At 46.2% G+C, this 18,640-nt stretch carries 17 protein-coding genes; 2 read left to right on the forward strand and 15 right to left on the reverse strand.

Features of this window, described 5'->3' with window-relative positions; translation table 11 throughout:
* The first annotated feature begins 79 nt into the window (after positions 1-79).
* Positions 80-1,078, forward strand: a complete 999-nt coding sequence (locus ACWHX8_RS10685) for a UDP-glucuronic acid decarboxylase family protein (protein ID WP_447968110.1) — start codon at positions 80-82, stop codon at positions 1,076-1,078.
* Positions 1,079-1,094: 16 nt separating this feature from the next.
* Here ACWHX8_RS10685 and ACWHX8_RS10690 read toward each other — a convergent pair whose 3' ends face one another.
* From ACWHX8_RS10690 to ACWHX8_RS10760, 15 genes are all read right to left on the reverse strand, one after another.
* On the reverse strand, positions 1,095-2,573 hold the full coding sequence (locus tag ACWHX8_RS10690) for a proteasome accessory factor PafA2 family protein (protein ID WP_447968111.1): 1,479 nt from the start codon (positions 2,571-2,573) through the stop codon (positions 1,095-1,097).
* Positions 2,574-2,602: 29 nt separating this feature from the next.
* Positions 2,603-3,430 carry a proteasome subunit alpha gene (locus ACWHX8_RS10695; protein ID WP_447968112.1) on the reverse strand — a complete coding sequence of 276 codons (828 nt, stop codon included), beginning with the start codon at positions 3,428-3,430 and terminating at the stop codon, positions 2,603-2,605.
* Positions 3,423-4,205, reverse strand: a complete 783-nt coding sequence (locus ACWHX8_RS10700) for a proteasome subunit alpha (RefSeq protein WP_447968113.1) — start codon at positions 4,203-4,205, stop codon at positions 3,423-3,425. Before ACWHX8_RS10700 ends, ACWHX8_RS10695 begins: the two co-directional genes overlap by 8 nt.
* 32 nt (positions 4,206-4,237) lie before the next feature.
* Complete coding sequence (locus tag ACWHX8_RS10705) at positions 4,238-4,483, reverse strand: ubiquitin-like protein UBact (protein WP_447968114.1); 246 nt, start codon at positions 4,481-4,483, stop codon at positions 4,238-4,240.
* Positions 4,480-6,018 (reverse strand): proteasome accessory factor PafA2 family protein, encoded by a 1,539-nt coding sequence (locus ACWHX8_RS10710; RefSeq protein ID WP_447968115.1) that lies wholly within the window; start codon positions 6,016-6,018, stop codon positions 4,480-4,482. Before ACWHX8_RS10710 ends, ACWHX8_RS10705 begins: the two co-directional genes overlap by 4 nt.
* Before the next feature lie 4 nt (positions 6,019-6,022).
* A complete protein-coding gene (locus ACWHX8_RS10715) occupies positions 6,023-7,783 on the reverse strand; it encodes an AAA family ATPase (RefSeq protein WP_447968116.1) in 1,761 nt (586 codons plus the stop codon).
* Positions 7,784-8,244: 461 nt separating this feature from the next.
* Positions 8,245-8,565 carry an RNA recognition motif domain-containing protein gene (locus tag ACWHX8_RS10720; protein WP_447968117.1) on the reverse strand — a complete coding sequence of 107 codons (321 nt, stop codon included), beginning with the start codon at positions 8,563-8,565 and terminating at the stop codon, positions 8,245-8,247.
* Positions 8,566-9,292: 727 nt separating this feature from the next.
* Positions 9,293-9,760, reverse strand: a complete 468-nt coding sequence (locus ACWHX8_RS10725) for a hypothetical protein (protein ID WP_447968118.1) — start codon at positions 9,758-9,760, stop codon at positions 9,293-9,295.
* Between the two features lie 321 nt (positions 9,761-10,081).
* Positions 10,082-11,197: a hypothetical protein gene (locus ACWHX8_RS10730; RefSeq protein WP_447968119.1), complete on the reverse strand. Its 1,116-nt coding sequence runs from the start codon at positions 11,195-11,197 to the stop codon at positions 10,082-10,084.
* A 163-nt stretch (positions 11,198-11,360) separates the two neighbouring features.
* Positions 11,361-12,536: a CsgG/HfaB family protein gene (locus ACWHX8_RS10735; RefSeq protein WP_447968120.1), complete on the reverse strand. Its 1,176-nt coding sequence runs from the start codon at positions 12,534-12,536 to the stop codon at positions 11,361-11,363.
* 135 nt (positions 12,537-12,671) lie between these two features.
* Positions 12,672-13,664, reverse strand: a complete 993-nt coding sequence (locus ACWHX8_RS10740; RefSeq protein WP_447968121.1) for a S1C family serine protease — start codon at positions 13,662-13,664, stop codon at positions 12,672-12,674.
* A 55-nt stretch (positions 13,665-13,719) separates the two neighbouring features.
* Complete coding sequence (locus ACWHX8_RS10745) at positions 13,720-14,229, reverse strand: hypothetical protein (RefSeq protein ID WP_447968122.1); 510 nt, start codon at positions 14,227-14,229, stop codon at positions 13,720-13,722.
* Positions 14,230-14,308: 79 nt separating this feature from the next.
* On the reverse strand, positions 14,309-14,677 hold the full coding sequence (locus tag ACWHX8_RS10750) for a hypothetical protein (protein ID WP_447968123.1): 369 nt from the start codon (positions 14,675-14,677) through the stop codon (positions 14,309-14,311).
* 136 nt (positions 14,678-14,813) lie between these two features.
* Positions 14,814-15,431, reverse strand: a complete 618-nt coding sequence (locus ACWHX8_RS10755; RefSeq protein WP_447968124.1) for an LPP20 family lipoprotein — start codon at positions 15,429-15,431, stop codon at positions 14,814-14,816.
* 572 nt (positions 15,432-16,003) lie between these two features.
* Entirely contained in the window at positions 16,004-16,474 is a 471-nt protein-coding gene (locus tag ACWHX8_RS10760) for a hypothetical protein (protein WP_447968125.1), read from the reverse strand.
* 596 nt (positions 16,475-17,070) lie between these two features.
* Between ACWHX8_RS10760 and ACWHX8_RS10765 the strand changes: the two genes are divergently transcribed.
* Positions 17,071-18,588, forward strand: coding sequence for a DegQ family serine endoprotease (locus ACWHX8_RS10765; RefSeq protein ID WP_447968126.1), 1,518 nt, complete (start codon positions 17,071-17,073; stop codon positions 18,586-18,588).
* The last annotated feature ends 52 nt before the right edge of the window (positions 18,589-18,640 follow it).

An 18,640-nucleotide genomic window follows, 5' to 3' on the forward strand; every position in this document is an offset into this window, starting at 1 on the left:
AGGAATTACCGCAAGAAGTCTGTAAGGAAAATTCTTCATTATCTTTAATTTATCAGTCATTTACTAAAGGGGAATACGTATGAGAATTCTCATTACGGGTGGTGCCGGGTTTCTCGGTAGTCACTTGTGTGACCTGCTGATTCAGCAAGGACACGACGTCATTGGTATGGATAACTTTATCACGGGCCGACCAGAAAATGTTGCTCATTTAATGGGACATGATCGCTTCAGTTTCATCAAATATAACGTGTGTGATTATCTGCATGTGGATGGGGAATTAGATGCGGTCATGCACTTTGCTTCGCCCGCCAGCCCACAAGATTATTTAGAGTTCCCCATTGCAACCATGAAAGTCGGAGCCTTAGGCACTCACAAAGCCTTGGGATTGGCCAAAGCGAAAAATGCACGGTTTCTTCTTGCCAGTACATCGGAGGTCTATGGCGATCCGCTCGTCAATCCGCAACCAGAGTCCTACTGGGGAAACGTAAACCCCATTAGTCCTCGTGGTGTGTACGACGAAGCCAAGCGCTTTGGGGAAGCCATCACCACCGCCTACCACACCTTCCATGGACTCGATACGCGGATCGTGCGAATCTTCAATACGTTTGGGCCACGAATGCGACCAAAAGATGGACGTGTTGTGTCAAACTTTATCGTTCAGGCCTTACAGAAAAACCCACTAACCGTCTATGGAGACGGCTCACAAACTCGAAGCTTTTGCTATGTTGACGACCTTGTACGAGGGATTGTCGCCTTGCTGATGGCGCCAAATGATGGACCAGCCACATCTGTGGGCGAGGAACCAACGGTCAAAGGGACAACGGAAAGTAAAGTCACGATTCACTATCCCGTCAACATTGGCAATCCACGAGAACTCACGGTTCTTGAAATCGCCAAGATGGTCTTGAGTCAGACAAAGTCAAACAGTGAGGTCAAGCATCTCCCGCTTCCCATCGGAGATCCAAAAGTTCGAAGACCTGATATTCAACGAGCAAAAACTGTTCTGAATTGGGAGCCAAAGGTCTCACTGGAAGAAGGACTGTCGAAGACGATTGAATACTTTCAACAGGTCGTATGAGCGCGAAATAATTTAGTTAGAGTTTCAAGTGGGTTCGAACTTCCTGAACATAAGATCGGAAAGGGTCTGGCATGAGGAAGGCCTTACTCCCACGCACTTGAAACACTGACCAATTAATGACATAGGGAGGAAATTGTCGTTCTTCATCTTCAGGTTCCTGCATGTCAGACCAAGAAGAATCTGCGAGATGACGAATGACTTCTCCACGACCAAACGCTCGAGTATCGCGTGGAGGGGAATACTTCGCCAGTTCTATCGCATCGCGTGTTGTCACGCACGGTGCCTTACCTTCTTCCATCAGTCCAAAATATAAACCTTTTTGTGGATCGACGTTGTGATATTCCAAATCAAGACTTTTGAGCCACGGATCTTCCCAGTCTACATGTTCTTGCTGGCGGAATGTCTCCAACAACCACAACTTTGACGCCCAATCCACTCGTCCTACCAGCGTCCTATAATCACCTCGCAGATCGCGTAAGACCTCTTTCCATTCCTGCAAGATCCAATCGGTTTCTTCATCTTGTCCCTGATAGTGTGTCTGCGCACATTCCAAAAACCGTTCTTGAATATCGATCGCAGACAGCGTTTCACCCGTTGCTAACGTGAGCATCCATGTTCGTTCCTGATCGCGAGAGACCTGTCGAAGTGCCTCGACAGGATCAGTGAAGTCCAATCCGGTCGGCGCATGTCCATCTTCAATGAGTTGGAGAACGAGTCCTGTTGTTCCCATCTTCAGAGCCGTCGCGATTTCAGAGAGATTTGAATCCCCAACGAGTAAATGAATACGACGGAATTGCGTGGGGTCTGCCAGTGGCTCATCGCGTGTATTGATAATCGCTCGATTATGCTGCACCCATTCAAAGAAATCATTGACGATATAATCCGCTCGCTGAGAAATCTGATAAGGTACAGTCAGACGATTCGAAGGCTGCTGCATTAAATTTGACTCACGTGATAATTGTTCAAGAGGAATCCATCCATCGACATTCTCAGTTGAGCCAATGCGTCCTGCCCCCGTAAAAATCTGTCGGGTGACCAAAAATGGAATAAGTTTCCCCAATCCGTTATAGCTAAATGGAAAATTCCTAGAGACTAAATAATTTTCATGACACCCAAATGTGGCATCCGTTTCATGATCAATATTATTCTTAATCACAGAAACATTGTCGGACAAACCTAACTCTTCAATCGCATCTTGAAGCAACCAATCACCAGCACGATCGGACGCCACGAGATCTCGTAACGAATGGCACTCAGGAGAGGCAAACTCCAGATGCCCCATATCGACATACATTCGCCCGCCATTCAAGAGAAATCCGCCATTGCCAGGCGGTTCATCATAGCCACGATGGTGCATATCCAACACACCAGACCGTTTCGTCCGAAACAGATGGTCAATAATTTGGTGGGCAATCCATGAGGGAGGACGATCAGGTTGTTCCTCATTAATCAGAAGCCCGTACTCGGTTTCAATTCCAAAAATGCGATGTAACATGAACAAGCTTTCGTGTAATGAATGAAGAATTATCGAACAGGTTGCAGCACCGGTGGAAGGAGGCCCGTCACGTCATCGTCAGACAGAACACGGTACTTAGAGGATCCAGACAGATGACGATCGATGAGAGAGCATTCAAGCGTAACGTCAGTCAACTTCTTCTGCACATGACTTTGCACGTCTTCATCATCAAATTCTGTCACCGTTCCTGCCTTCTCTTGTCGCTCAGACACTTTTTCATTATTGTTCGTATCGGAAGAGATGGTCGTATGCAACAACGATCCTTTCGCCCACACTCTCACAGCAATATCAATCGCTTCATTGATTGAAGGCGCTGTCTCTCCAATTCGTTTTCTCAGCTCATCCAACAGCCGCGCTTGAATCGAATGAGTCCCGGCCAGGATTGCACAGACTTCCGACTCTTCAAATGTGCCATCGTAATCGATGCTCAGAAACCGGTCTTTCTCCCGGTCCCCGCCTAATTCAGCCAAAAGCATTTTAGCGATAAACGGGGCCTTGAATATTTCCTCAAAAGCTTGTTTGACTATTGGAGCCAGACCGTTTTTTAAAAGCCGAGCCCCCGTCACATCAGATGGTGAACGATTAAAGCCTTCAAGGTGCGCCATGTCCAACAACTGAAACCGTAACTTTTCCAAATCAGCTGGATGTCCCATCCCACCCAATGCAATGCGATCATAGATTTCATAGAGCTTCGGGGTCCCGCGACTCGCAGTCAACAGCAAAATGCCGTCATCATAGGAAAGCGCAACAACCGGACTGCCTTGTTTAAATTGATCATCCAAATATTGACGCCGATTGCCAACTGCCTCAATCCATCGATAGGGTTCTTCATACATAACGAATCACCTGCGACTCACAGAGTGTTTTTAAACGCTCAGGGGCAATCTGTTCTACCCCATTCGAGGAAATACGTTTGACAATTGGAAAGATGTTTGCCTCATAATTAATCCCACCTGTCGCTGCATCAAATTCAGCTGCGCTACTCAACAAACGCATGAGCAGAACTATGGCTTGCTCCTCTGGAAGTTGATAGAGCGGCGTCTCGCCCCATCGATGTAAATAATGAAGAATCCCACGAATTGTCGATGACCCAGACCCAGAAACTGCATAATCGACTCCTTCAAACTCAGCTCCGAGAATATCGTAAAAGAAAATTTTCCCCACAGCTTCATCGACATCGAACCCGGCGAATACCGGAGCCACGGTACCAGTCCCGGCTAATGCAGCTGGGGCATTTTCTTTGAGGAGTTTCGTCAAAGCGCGAAGTTTTCCTTCAAAACTCAAATCTTGAAGCTGGCTTCGACGATAATATTTAAATGAATGTTCAAGTATTCGCGCCATCTCGAATGCAGTGGCCGGAACGCCAGCAATAGCCATCACGCAAAATCGATCAAGTTCTAACACTTTATCCGTTCGATCATACATGACCGTCATACCCGCAGTCGCTCGACGGTCTCCGCCAACAATCACACCATCCTGATACTTAAACGCAAGAACCGTCGTCCCTTGGCTAATCATCGCGTGTTGGACATGGTGGTCGCTTGAGATGGAAGAACCCTGTGTGTGATGAACGTGCAATGTATCAAACGGATACCCTTGCTCTCGCAACATGTGTATGAAATCCCCTTGTCGTCCCACAATGACTACTCCCCTGTCCGTTGTCGATAACGCTCGGCTTGCTTGGGATCAACCTTGCGCATACGTTTTAAAAGATTATCCTTTTCACCTGATTCCGTGTCGGGCCGCTTAGGTCCGCCGCCATCTTCTGAGGGCCCTGATGGCTTGGAAATCGGGTTTATCGGTTGCTCTCGTCGTTCAAGACTAATAGGATGAGATGACTCACTCAGTCCTACTCGTTGCCCATTGTGAAACAGCATAGACTTCATCATATATGTCCCCTCTTTCTCGTTGATAACACTCCTACTTCGGAAAGGTTCCCCGCACGATCAATGGCGGATTTGATGACCTCAACCGCAGTCGGTTCGACTGCATGATTCAGATCAAGAACCTGTGACGTTGCGGAATCTGACTTAAATTGAATTCGCTCCCACTGTACAGTCTGTATCTGTTGCCCAAATCGTTTGACGCACAAACCTCGAATTCCTCCCCGCGTATCGGCAGGCCCCTCATTCATCGCTGCTAGAATGTCGTCTTCACAACACAAGCGTTTGACCTGCCCTTCGGCTTCTACGCCTAAATACAGACCACGCTCGGGATTCACATTATGATATTCAAGGTCCAAACTCGCAAGCCAAGGATCCGACCATTCCAACTGTTCCTCTTGTCGAAAACGCTCGAGCAACGATAATTTGGTCACCCAGTCTAAGACACCAACCAATGTCATACGATCTTGCTCTAAGCGTGTCAACACATGCTCCCATTCAGCGAGAACCCAGTCCGTTTCTTCATCGACACCTGCCAACGCCTTTTGAGCGGCCTCTAAATAGAGTGCCTGTATGTGACAAGCCGAAACCGGAGAACCTTGGGTTCGATTCGCAACAGTCTTGAGATCTGAATCACGCGAAAACGCTTGAATAGCCAGGACCGGGTTCTCTAATTCCACAACCGGTGCGGCATGTTGACTAATTAAATCCAAAACAAGCCGGGTCGTGCCAATTTTGAGTGCGGTCGCATACTCACACATATTCGCATCCCCGACAATCAAGTGTAGACGACGATACGTCTCTCGATCAGCATGAGGTTCATCTCGTGTGTTCAAGATCGACCGATTAAACATGGTATCGACGCCAAGCGATACCTCCATAAAATCGGCACGTTGTGATAATTGAAACCCACCAGGTTGATACCCCTGCTCTTGTTTTTCCGTTCCAATTTTCCCTGCACCGGCAACCACTTGACGACTGACTAAAAAGGGAATCAAGGCGGCTTGTAAATCCGAAAATGGAATTGCGCGAGCAACCAAGTAGTTATCATGACAGCCATAACTATGGCCGTGAAAGTCGGTATTATTTTTATAGAGTTGTACGGCTGGACAACCAAGGTCCCGATTGCGGCGATCCGCAGCCTGTTGCACGATGCGTTCGCCTGCTCGGTCATGGGCCACAAGGTCACGCAGCGTTCGACATTCAGGAGTTGAATATTCTGGATGGGTATGATCGTTATAAAACCTAGCTCCGTTACGTAAGACTAAATCGCTCTTCATCTCGTAAAAGGACAACGATCGCTGAGCATCTTCCTGTACAAACTCTTCTTCCTCTTTATCCTGTTGCAAACCAGAGACTCGAAAACCACGCTGATCTGCATGAGGATCTTCACCACGATAGTCCCACTGTTGCTCAAATTCCCCCTGAAGATGTGCACGAACCAACTCCATAGACTCGACCACAGGATCAACATCACGCTGATCCTCGCGGGTAATTCCATACTCGGTTTCTATACCAAATAGTCTCAGTGAAGTGGACATTGCGTTAAATAATCGTATGAATGTGTTGTTCGGTCGTTGATGCTTCTCCCCGAAACGAGGACACGCCAATGACTTGCTCCGGATGATGGTCCAGTAATTTCAACCATTCTTCAGCTGAATCATCTGGTGGGAAAATTTCACCTTCACGAAACTCTTCATTCACTGCAAGGAATAAATCTTCCTCCGAAACTCCTCCATCCTTTCCCTCAATCTCACGTTCCACAGCTTTTTCCTTCGCTCGACGGACAATGCTGGCCAACACGGCACCACTTAACAAATCACAACGATAGAGAATGTCTCGACGACCATTTCGTAAACGAATGGCCAGAACCCGATTTTCTTCGGTTCGAGCAAACACTCGATCAAGCAATGTTGCAATCATTGCCTGCCGGGCTAACTCACGATTACCATCGAAGGCTTGAATGGCATCAGCATGAAGAGGAATCTCTGAGGATAAATAGATACCGAGAATTTCCGTAGCCGCCTCGCGATCCGGACGGGATATTTTCACCTTTCGATCAATTCGGCCTGGCCGTAACACCGCCGGATCGATCAGGTCAGGACGATTCGTGGCAAGAATAACCACAACATCATGAAGCGATTCAATCCCATCTAACTCTGCACAAAACATGGGGACAAGCGTATTGGCGACATTGTACGAACGAGCAGCACGCCTCGTACCAAGAATGGACTCCGCTTCATCGATGAAAATAAACGGTAAGAAACCGGCCTGACGACGTTCGCGAGCTTGCGCAAAGAGGTCTCGCACAATTCGTTCGGATTCGCCAACCCACATATTCAACACTTCAGGACCTTTGACATGGAGAAAACTTCCTCGCTCTATCGGAGGAAAACTATCCTTGCCACTCTCGCGTACCTGATCGCCTGTTAAGGCCTCAGCTTTCTCTTTCACTAAGTGCGCCAAGCTGGCTGCCGTGGCCTGCCCAATCAATGTCTTCCCACATCCCGGGGGACCATGAAGCAAAAATCCTTTGGGTTGTGTAAATTGATACTGTTGAAATGTTTGACGATGAAGGAGAGGATATTCTATTGCTCGCCGAATCGCGGCAATTGCAGTCTTCTGACCACCAATATGCTCCCACGTCACCGATGGCACTTCATCAAGGATATGTCCTTCCGTATGCGATTTCTCAAGTCGTTCAATTACCAGCCTCAATGACGGATCAACACGCACTTCATCACCCGGCTTAAACTCTGTGTCGCGTAACTCAGCCGCTCGTTCTAACAGTATGCCCTGACGACCCGGTTCTTGATCCATTCGAAGCCGTCCATCAGCCAGCACTTCCCGAACTTTGAGAATTGGACCATTCACATCGTACCCTAATGACCGAATCACCACATAGGCTTCATTCACGAGAACTTGGGAACCACTCAGTAAGTCTGCACGCTCAAGCCGAGGATCGATATTGGCATAAAATTCACTTCCCCCGACAATAATCCGCGCCATGTCATCTTCCGGTAAATCAACAAGCGTACCAATTCGATTGGCTGGCGCCGTTAACTTTTCAACAACGGTATTCAGTTTTTTTACTTCCATCTCACGCTGCTGCTGCTCTATTCCTTGCTGCAATATGAGCTGCTTGAGCTTCCCAAGCAAAGCAATACGATGATCTCCTTCAGGCAGTGAGGCTAAACATTCATCAAGCAAAACAAGAGGACTTGACGACTGACTGGAAGGAGAAGAACGAGCCGGGTTTTTAGACGGATGAGGATGACCGTCGATACGATTATCATGATCGCTCATAAGATTATCCAATTCATAACAGATTTATAGCCAATTCAATTATAGCGAAACCAAAAAACTTTCAGCCGAATGAACATTATAGTCACAGCGCAACGACACGCGTCGTACAGACAGACGTATCGTGGAACGGCTATAACTTCTATATTCGTGAAGCGTGTAACACCGCTCATACAGAGATCAGTTGGACTATTGAGTGACAATCTCGAATGGATGTGAGAACCACGAGGTCTTGCATGTATCGTGTCCAAGCATACTGATGTATATTTAATTTCACGATAATTGACAAAAACGTCCATAGGCTCATTATCACGGTATTCACTCCGATGATCAAGCCACGTGTGAGACCTCCAAGTAACATCTTATTGTTGAACAAAAAAAAGCAGGGGGCCTTTGGAAAAAAGACCCCCTGCATCATGATCAAACTCGTCAAGCAGTCGCTATGGGTACATGACTCTGATTCGTTAAAACCTTCGTCCGCCCCCACCGCCACCATAGCCGCCGCCACCAAACCCGCCACCATCTCGTGAACGAGGTGTTTGCGGACGGGCTTCATTCACCGTCAAGGTCCGGCCACCCATCTCTGTTCCGTTCAACGCTTCAATAGCCGCCTTAGCCTCTTCGTCGGTAGTCATTTCAACAAATCCGAACCCTCGTGATCGTCCGGTAAACTTATCCATAATGATTCGAGCTGACTCCACATTCCCATGCGGACTAAATAAGTCAGACAACTCCTGGTCGACTGCCGAATAGGGCAAACCTCCGACGTAAATTTTTGAACCCATCGGGTTCCTCCTTTGATTTAACAATTGTTGTTTTGCAATACAGAATGTGGAAGGAAAAACCCGAGCACGCTCAATTACGGCGACTGTGGTCTGACTTCCAAAATAAGTTCTATAGCAAAACAACACTTATTCAGGGCCATCCCATTCGACACCCAGCTACCAGGCCCACAGAAGATAGCTACGGTAAGAGGAACGATAGCCTACCATTTAAAAAAAAGCAACAAAAAAGAACACGCACAAAGGACCATCACCTAAGGGTAACGTCCCGCTTATGCCCACACAACGCCGTATAAGGGTCAGACTCGATTTTCAAGCAATGGCACGATGACATGCACTCACTCTCAAACAACACAATATATTGAAAAATATTAGTTGCTCTTGGTTACACAAAGTTTCGTGAGAATACACATTTGCACCATGGCTCCATAGTTCTTTAGCGGAATATCGAGGCATGCTGTGATCTGCGCACCCTACTGAAGACTTGACGATAAACCACACATCAGGAGTGCACCCTCATGGAATCCATCGATCTAATGCTTACCCTCGTTTCATGTTTCGTCTTCGGTTGGGTTTGGATAACGAAAGTTCTACATTCCGACTAAACGGGATTGGATATATTGGCTCATAACGCAAACAAAAATGGATGACCATTCCAACAAGAGCATATACGTGTCATCGAAGCGAAACACAGGACTCTCATACAGAGAATGGTAATGAATGAGAACACTTACAAAATCTGATCATTCATTAACCGAAACTGATCGAGAAGCCATTGACCTCGATCATTTTTGATTAATCGATACTCCTCTCGTCTCGTGTGTTCCCCCCAGACACTGGTGCTCGTTGCGTGAAAGATCACAAGCGCTGTATCCCCATGCGTCCATCCTGATTGGACCTGTCCAGTCCGATAACGAAACTGCAATTGCGACCAGAGTTCCCGCATATCTTCCACCCACACTTCAGGGTCTCGTCCATCACGAAAATGTTTTGTTGTAAGTGCCGCAGCTAATGTTGGTGCATGTGGAAATGTTTGGGCCCAGCCTTGCACCACCTCACCTGGCACAACAGACTCTTGAACTCCGGAGTCATCAGGCAGGTATTTGAACATTGTCCAGAACAGGTACAGCCCCACCCCCAGAGTCAGCACGACACTCAGAATCAAATGACGGAGAGGGCTGTGACGAAATGAATTCACGATGTGTCAAGTATACGTAGAAGACGTCAAATCATCATAATGAACAATGACGCTTAATTTCGCATACTGAGAGGAAGAGAGGCTATTACTCAAAAGAGGGGATAGGGCTTGACACTCACAGATTAGTCGTTGAGTTGTCCCATGAGAGACTTGAGTGCTTCAAATTCATCTTCAAGCGCAGAAAGCCTGAGGAGGAAATTCCGTGTCCTTCGCGTTCAATTCATCGGCATGACATTCTTAGTCAACCCACTGATTCTTGACATGAAGATCAGCAAAGCTTTGTCTAATATGATTACTCACCATTCATCAGTAGAAAGCCTGCTAATCTTTCTCTCTGGCTAGGAATTCCTTCACCAATATCTTGCCAGTGGCCTCCCCAGCTTCTTCTAACGCATTAAGACTGGCACGAGGTCGGTCCTTATGATTCCCTCGTTGTTTAATGGGAATCGTTAAAATGGTATCTCCTGATTTTGTCTCAAATACCTTGAGTGATCCATGAGCATCAAAAATGTGCTGGTTCAGCATCGTACTACTAAATACGGTCGATGATCGACCTACGATGAGGTACTGTACTCCTTGTTTTTGAAGGCTTGTTAAGATTGTCAGATCACCTTCGAGAGCTGAGGCAATTGACGATGTCGATGGGTCTAAACTCTGATGATCTACCACAGTGAAATCATGTTGAGATAACACTGCTTTCAGACGAGTTGCGAGAGGAGAATGAGGGTATCCCTCACCAAGTGAAGGTTCTCGGACCCAAACCATTACCCTTCGCAAATGTTTGATAGCATCACGTTCTTGTGTTCGCAACAGAGATTCTAATTCTCGACTATTCGATATAGCACCCTGTCCTAGAGGAATGGCTCCAGGGACTTTTGTTAAAATATTTAAAGCTTCTCGCGAAAATCGTCGAGTCTGTCTATAGGCTCCTGTTGTTTCATATTCCTTGCTTTTTTGATAAAGAGCAAAAGCTGCTTGGACATTATTTTGGAGTTCTTCTTCCTGTCGGTTTCGTTCTTTTTCGGCCTCGCTCTTGGGGTAGCGGACCAGGACATGAACATCGTACCGTTCTAATGTGTACCCCTTATCCACTCGAGTCATTTTCTTGTGATAAGTATCAACAACTTCAGCCTTTTTAATTAAGCCTGCACTTTTCGCTTTAATAACATCCTTGATGTTTTGATCATAATCCGTAGTTTCGCCTTCATACACACTCTCAAGGGTTGTATTCAAGTACTCTGTAACCTGACTATAGGCATTTTGCCGAGCGGCTTTTTCTCCTATCTCTAATGATTCGGCTTTAACAGTCGAGCCACGGTAATAAAAATAGGTTTTATTTTTTTTTATCTTTGAAACCCATGATGGCTCAGGTTTCGATTCCTCCCATATAATTTGGGCTTTGGGTATACACCCAACCATCAGGAGATACAGACTCATGCAACTAAACCATGCTATACGACTTTTCGACAAAGATGAAAGCTCTCTATATACGTTCATATCTCTACTTTAAATCCATGAATAAATATACGTCATTCTCGAAAAATGACAGGGCAGTACATTATCGATACCCAAAATCGAATTTACGTAACGACATACCCAATCAACCGCATACATACTTTTTCCTGGTCAATGACATAACATCTGCTCCTGTTTGTAGTTCCTCATCTTTCTGCTTTAAACAGTCGTTTGTTCTTCTCATCACAGGGACTGGAAATTCCCCTAATGCCACGTCTTCGACCCCTGAAAAGAGTTTTTCTGCCTCGTCGTGCTTTCGTTCATACATCAAAATCACTCCGAGGTTAAACTTGGCGGCACCTAAGGCTGTATTATTCATGGTGGGATCTGATTCAATATCGGCAATGGCTTCAGCAAAAAACTTTTTCGCATTTTCCAGCTTTCCTGCCTTGGCTTCGCGAATGCCACGGTCCAATTTTTTCACATCACTGTGCACGTAAAAAAGGAGCGTCCGATCTTGTTTCGTGGGAATAATTGATCGAATCACATCATCTGCAGCTTTTGTCACGGCTTGATCATTCAACTCGACAAGACTGATTTGAGGTGGAGAACCCGTAATGACCTCGGTACTGGCCGTTGCGGATGTTGAAATCCGTTTGACTTGGATTTGTCGGCCGGTTTCGGTTTCAGTGAAATGAATTTGTCCCCTCACCGCCGCTGAACCGGTTCGAGTCGATTTCGTACAACGTTTCATACTTTGCGTTGAGGGATCAACACAGTTATCAATAGCATCATCGACATGTTCTTTATAGTCATAGTTCACCTCGCCAATAACCAAAATTGTCCCTGGAAGCAATTTCCCCAATTTGGCCCGACTGCTTGAATCAAATAAGTCTTCTTGCTCAATCTCAATTTCACTAAGAAGACTCGTTAATTGCGTTCGATCAACGACATGAAGAGCTTTGTTTTTCACCATTTGCTCCATCAATGCCGACGAAAAGTCAGCACCTGCATTGCCTTCAATCTCGGCAAATGCAATATTCTTATACCCGGTGATATCAATTTCGGCTGGCTGAAGGATGGCCTTACGAGTCACCCGTGTTTTACAGAAAAATGTAAACATTTCACACATTTGGTCGTTCAATTTTGTAAAGTTTAGCCCACCACTTGCATGCGCCTCTCCAATCGGCAAATCACAGTTGGTATCAGGCGCAACAGGCCGATGTGAAATACAACCCGTCATCAAGAATAAAACAACGAGGACAAATGCTAACTTTGCAAACTGAGCATACTGGGTTGAGGCAATCCCACTTTGATCCATGTGTGCTTTCTCCTTCCATGCCAGGAAATTTTTGACAAATTCTTCGGATGAATAGCTTTCAAGAATATTCTCTAATAGGAAATAGTTGGAGGCTCATACCTTTAAATATCGTTGTCAGCAACGGCTCGCTTGATTTCATCTTTTTCGAAACCGATCGATCAGACCGCGCATCTCGTCGGCATCTTCGTCCAAGTCCTGCTCTAACCGCGCGTACCATTCCAAGACCTGGGCCTCATCATAGGGATGAGGTTCGGTCAGAAGTTTTGGTCCCTTTTTCACTTCTGCCTCTGAAGACTGGGGTTCTTGTTCTTGAGTAGACCTATCTCGGTGATTCCCTCGAACCTTGCGTCGACGTTTTTTATCTGGCTGACTCTGTGGCGTATCAAAAGATTCTGCAAAGGATATGTCAACACCTTGATCGCTTAACCACTGCTGTACAACCGTTGATTTAATAGAAAAATTAATGTCGGTGATCACAAAACCATCTTTTGCCATGCGAGCGACCAACACATTCACGCCAATCAAATTTCCTAGGCGGTTCACCAATGGGCCACCAGAATTCCCCCGATTGAGACTCGCATCAGTTTGGAAAAGGTTCCATCCCTTACGATTATTAAAATCTTCAAACTCTGCACTAACGACCCCAGTGGTCAGAGACCAAAGCCCTCCCTGTTCAGGATGTCCAATAGCCGCGACGTTCTCCCCAATGACAACATGATTGGGGTTGCCAAGTTTCATCACAGGAAGGTTCTGAGGCGGATGTACAATTTTCAATAATGCCAGATCAAACGTCTGATTGATCGCGATGAGTTCAGCCTCATATTGTTTCGTTAAATCCTTCTGCGGTTTTCCTACAATCCGATCTGGCTTCAGAAACACAAGCAATTTTGAATAAGGGGCTCTCTTTTTCTTGTCCGTCACGACATGGGCATTTGTTAGGACAGTTCCCTTCCCATCGATGACCGAGCCAGTCCCTGAGCTTCCTCCTGTACCCTTGCCCTTATTCAAGCCAAGAATATACACGACAGAGGAAGCTTTTTCTGAGTAGACTTCATGCCACTCGCCTGCCCAAGACAGTCCTACTGGAAATGACAACACGACACAGAGGGTTAGAAGAACCTGTTTCATGATTTCCATCCCCTTCTCTCCTCAAAGACAAGCAGTGTCTTTATGCCATGAATGTTCATGCCACACTAATGGTGACGTTCAGTTCCGTGGGATTTCCTTTTGTGTCTTCAATATAAAAAATGATCGTATGTTCTCCCGATGGAAGTGGAACATCGGGTATATGAATACCTGTATCCGTTGCATAGGGTTTCACACGATCTGTGATATCGATATTGATAAACTTTTCGACTTCCACGTGTAGGCTACCCAAATTAACTTTTGCTAACCGCTCCTTGAAATGGATCAGAACCTCAACAGGTGACCCAATGGTACTATCTGTGCCGGGCTTCACCACCTCAACAATTGGGCCAATTTTCATCATCTCTCGACCTATTTCACTGAAGGGATCATCATTCAACGAATCGCTATTGGGCTGTGCCGGTTTCATGGCTGCCTCTTCAGGAGTGATCAACCAAAATTCTTGACTGGACATCGCACCAAACACTGCAGCAGAGAGAAAGATTGTCAAACACGCAAGTAGAGCCCCGGTAATACTCAGAAAAATTGCATGCGATTGTCGTGACATACAGTTATCTCCTCTTTATACACAGCATCTCTTTACTTGAACCAAATTTGAGCATTTGGCCGCATGTCTCTTCCTGTCACTATAACGGAATACACATCAAGGTATAGACGGTTCCTCTGGTTCCATACGTTGGATATCCACCAGGATTGACCCACCGACTTTTCACTTCTGCCAACTCCAAAAACTCCTCACTTGATATAGCCACCGCATCCTCAATCTGAAGATCCGAAAAGTGAGTTGAGCCTCCAGACTCTTGCACAAGTAACTGTGATTTAACTAGAGATCTCAGTGAACGTCCGAGCTCGCTGAGCCCCTGCGTCTTACTATTCATGATCGAATCTTCTGGGTAATAAGTCGGACCACTGATCCCCGTGGCACATAAGGTCCCTTCGTCTTGAGGAAGGTCCACGAGCCAAGGGGGAGGTGGATCTCCTAATTCTGGCTTCATCGCTCCTCCACCTCCACAACTTTCACTCAAGAAACACCCTCCGAGCAGGAGGCAGCGAAATAGAATTCCAACGCAATATCTTCGATTTTGATGTTTCATTCCTCGCTCTTCACACAATTAAATCTGCGAAAGGATATCAACGCTTATCAAGTTCGCCCTGAAGTTCATCAAAAGCTTTTTCAGCATTACGTTCTACACGCTCCCGCACCTTTTCCGACAATTCTTTGTACTCATCCTTCGCATTTGCATAGTTTCTAACTTTTTCTAAAAAGGCATCTAAATCCAGTCTTGCCAGCGCATATGCCTCATTTCTCTCCGGATGCTCCCAATACTCTTCAATGGTCACACCCTGAAGAGTCGCATCTGTAATTTCTTTCATCGTATCTGTAACCGCTTGTTCTTCACTATGCGCGTCACCATCTCCCGCAGTAATATCGGCTAAATACTGCTTATTCATCGCAGCCACATACACTTTAAACTGGCTGGCGATATCTCGCCTGGCCTGGGCAGCCGCGCTTCTTCGCATTAATGCAGGATTTCGAACTCTTCCGGCACTACCGACCCCATAAAATGCTTTTTTATCTCCACTGAACGATTTCCCTCCGCTTACAAGCCACTCCGGGCCATCGCCATCTTTCACGAGCTGATTCAAAGTTCGCTCTTTCACGGGGGCCTGTGAGGCACACCCACCAAATAGCAATCCCATCCCTAACATGACAATTGTCCCAACCATCGAAACTCTTACAATGTTCATGGCATTCTCTCCTATTGAGTTACTGAAACTAGATTTACACACATTGCATGCCGTTCTTCTTGAATATTCGCCTAACTCACTTCATATCCCAAGAGATATCGATCAACGCAGACAATCACAGATACTTCGTAAAATGAAGACAACATTGTTTGGTCGAAACAGGACAGTATGTATTTTCATGCAAACAAATCTCGGCACGTAGAAAGGATGGTGTATCCACTCTCGTTATGTACTGTTTTTTGGGATGCGTTAATGTAACCTAAATAATTAAAAGGTCAAGCCTATTTGGAAAAAGTTTATAAAAAACATTCAGCGGCCATCATTCCCTCAAATGTTCCCTTGACGTGCGCTACATACAATCTCAATATTGTCGCTCGTCATAGGTTGAGCGGTAGTGTTGAACTTGCCTCACACGCAAGCCTGTATTTAATGGAAATGACAGAAATTACACACCAATACTCTAAACATGCGGCCAAAGAATAGACAGGAAACGTCTTCGTTAAGACCAAACGACATTCCATGTTGATCATGGTAGGAACTGAGAGTCGAAATGAGGAAAGAGGAAGGAACTGTTAAGGACGTTCTAATTGTTCAAGGAGAGTTTTCAGAACCATAAGCTCATCTTCAAGCGCAGAAAGCCTGACGAGAAAATCTTGGGCCTTTCCATTCAATTCATCGGCACGACATTCTTGGTCAACCCACTGATTCTTGACATGAAGATCAGCCAGGGCGTTGTCTAATTGCTGTTCGACTTCAAGTTGAAGCTTCACGTGAAGCGGAACATCAGATTGTGCTTGAGCACATCGTTGAGCACGACCTACAGAAAACACAGCGCCAGGACGACACTCTACCAATTCTGCCTGAGCGAGGCGTGTCTTCCCTTGAGCAATCTGCAGAACACGTTGTCGCTCGGCAACAATCTGTTCGGCTTTCCAGGCCTTTTCCTTCACAGCTTCACACAGAGCCGTTACGGGTTCAGCCAACGCCACATTCCAAGCCACAATGCAAGACAATACGATAAATATCGACACATGTACTTTCATAACGTACCTACTTCAGGTCAAAAGATTCACCAAAGTTTACATGAATACATATGATGAGAAAGATATGCCAGAGTTACCTGTTTGTCCATCTGTCAAAAACCTACGGTTCATTCTACCTACGAACTCAGCAGCAGAAAACGCATGATTCACGTTCTTGATGAGAGACATAATAATTATGAGCGCACATCCTAACACTTTCCCCTCCTTCTCAACAATTCAACATGTCGGCGCTCAATTTCGACAATGCAATCGATGCTCACTCTGTAAAGCCTAGGTGACTGTAGGCTCTCGGTCTGAATTTCCGCTAAAACTCACATCTTCGTACTCAACACTTTTATTTCCTTACATATTCCCAAATATATTCACCAATTATGAGAGTAGTCTCGATCATGCCGCGGAGTTTTTCATGATGGCGTTCCACGCATCAATCAAATGAATGGGTCGTAATCGTCGTAACCGTTATGCATAAGAAAGTCTTAATCTCTGATTAATCATGACTTCATGTTGCATTGATATATGTATGACTGAAGGCAAGAATTTCACAGAGTTCTCAATTATCACACACCGAAGCATATATTTATCTAAGGAGGGGCAAGATGAAAAATTTCGTTCACCATCTTCATAGACAAACCCAGTCCTCAGGGACAACGGATAAACCCAAGTCACTGGGCATCGCCATAGGGCTTCTGTTGACTGGGTGGCTTGGCGGTTCATTTTTGGTTGGGGCCGTAGAGTATCCAGCATCATCAAACGCAGCCATCGCAGAACAGCCACAATCTATACACACTGGAATGGATCGCAGTCAGCAAGGCCAAGGGTTTGCCAATATTGCCAATAGGGTCACGCCAGCGGTCGTCAACATCACCTCCCCAAAATCTGTACGCTCAAATTCACACGAAAATCCCTACGAATCATTTAAGGACTTCTTCGGGCAACCACGCCTCCCTGAGCGTCCTCAAGAACCATTCGGAATGGGATCGGGCTCTGGAGTCATCGTAAGCCCAGATGGCCATATCATCACAAATTTTCATGTCGTGGACGGCGCCAAGGAAGTCACCGTGATGCTTGTTGATAAACGGGAATTCACAGGCAAGGTCATTGGGACAGACCCTCAAACCGACTTAGCCATTCTTAAAATCAACGCAACCGAATTGCCATACCTTCGATGGGGAGATATCGAAAAACTCCAAGTCGGGGAATTTGTCCTTGCAGTCGGAAATCCGTTCGGACTCAGATCTACGGTAACACAAGGGATCGTGAGTGCACTCGGACGTGGCGGCATGGGTATTAGCCAATACGAAGATTTCATCCAAACCGATGCAGCCATCAATCCTGGGAATTCAGGTGGAGCCTTAGTCAATACACAGGGCGAACTCATTGGCATTAACACCGCCATCTTTTCACGAACCGGGGGCTCTCAAGGAGTAGGCTTTGCGATTCCCGCGAGCATGGCAAAACCGGTGTTTGACAGTTTAGTCAAGAATGGAAAAGTCGTTCGTGGATTTCTTGGAGTTGGCATCCAGGAGGTTACGGCAGATTTGGCCACCACACTTCACCTCAAGGATGCGAAAGGGGCCTTAGTGACAGACGTGAAGGAGGGAAGCCCAGCTGAACAGGCAGGATTGCAACGTGGTGACACGATTGTGGCTTATCAAGATAAGGCCATTCCCGATCCACGAACACTCCAACGGGCTGTCACCCACACGCCAGTTGATACATCTGTCACTATGACCGTCATTCGAGATGGAGAAGAACATCAATTACGCACGACGATTTCTCAACATTCGAATACGCAGCAAATGGCCAAAGCCGAATCAAGTCAAGGAGACGGGGCACTTGCAGGCGTCAAGGTCGAAAATTTAGACAGGCACATGGCTCAGCGTCTTGGCATTGACCATCAAACAGTTGGAGTTGTCGTAACCCACGTAATATCAGGGAGTCAGGCCGATCGAGCCGGACTGGTGCGAGGCGACATCATCAGCGAAATCAACAAGAAACCGATACATTCTCTTGACGATTTCGAGAAGAACGTTTCAAGCCTTCATAGCCATGCCGTTGCCCTTGTGCTCATCCATCGCAACGGTTCACCATTGTTTCTCTCAGTAAAGGTTTGAAAATTCAAAACGCAACGAGGGCTTCTTGGGTGTAAGCAACCTAATAAGCCCT

The organism is Nitrospira sp. M1 (assembly GCF_965152605.1).

Coding starts and splice junctions, on each gene's coding strand:
- ACWHX8_RS10685 (WP_447968110.1), top strand. CDS start 80: ATGAGAATTCTCATTACGGGTGGTGCCGGGTTTCTCGGTAGTCACTTG.
- ACWHX8_RS10690 (WP_447968111.1), bottom strand. CDS start 2,573: ATGTTACATCGCATTTTTGGAATTGAAACCGAGTACGGGCTTCTGATT.
- ACWHX8_RS10695 (WP_447968112.1), bottom strand. CDS start 3,430: ATGTATGAAGAACCCTATCGATGGATTGAGGCAGTTGGCAATCGGCGT.
- ACWHX8_RS10700 (WP_447968113.1), bottom strand. CDS start 4,205: ATGTTGCGAGAGCAAGGGTATCCGTTTGATACATTGCACGTTCATCAC.
- ACWHX8_RS10705 (WP_447968114.1), bottom strand. CDS start 4,483: ATGATGAAGTCTATGCTGTTTCACAATGGGCAACGAGTAGGACTGAGT.
- ACWHX8_RS10710 (WP_447968115.1), bottom strand. CDS start 6,018: ATGTCCACTTCACTGAGACTATTTGGTATAGAAACCGAGTATGGAATT.
- ACWHX8_RS10715 (WP_447968116.1), bottom strand. CDS start 7,783: ATGAGCGATCATGATAATCGTATCGACGGTCATCCTCATCCGTCTAAA.
- ACWHX8_RS10720 (WP_447968117.1), bottom strand. CDS start 8,565: ATGGGTTCAAAAATTTACGTCGGAGGTTTGCCCTATTCGGCAGTCGAC.
- ACWHX8_RS10730 (WP_447968119.1), bottom strand. CDS start 11,197: ATGAGTCTGTATCTCCTGATGGTTGGGTGTATACCCAAAGCCCAAATT.
- ACWHX8_RS10735 (WP_447968120.1), bottom strand. CDS start 12,536: ATGGATCAAAGTGGGATTGCCTCAACCCAGTATGCTCAGTTTGCAAAG.
- ACWHX8_RS10740 (WP_447968121.1), bottom strand. CDS start 13,664: ATGAAACAGGTTCTTCTAACCCTCTGTGTCGTGTTGTCATTTCCAGTA.
- ACWHX8_RS10745 (WP_447968122.1), bottom strand. CDS start 14,229: ATGTCACGACAATCGCATGCAATTTTTCTGAGTATTACCGGGGCTCTA.
- ACWHX8_RS10750 (WP_447968123.1), bottom strand. CDS start 14,677: ATGAAGCCAGAATTAGGAGATCCACCTCCCCCTTGGCTCGTGGACCTT.
- ACWHX8_RS10755 (WP_447968124.1), bottom strand. CDS start 15,431: ATGAACATTGTAAGAGTTTCGATGGTTGGGACAATTGTCATGTTAGGG.
- ACWHX8_RS10760 (WP_447968125.1), bottom strand. CDS start 16,474: ATGAAAGTACATGTGTCGATATTTATCGTATTGTCTTGCATTGTGGCT.
- ACWHX8_RS10765 (WP_447968126.1), top strand. CDS start 17,071: ATGAAAAATTTCGTTCACCATCTTCATAGACAAACCCAGTCCTCAGGG.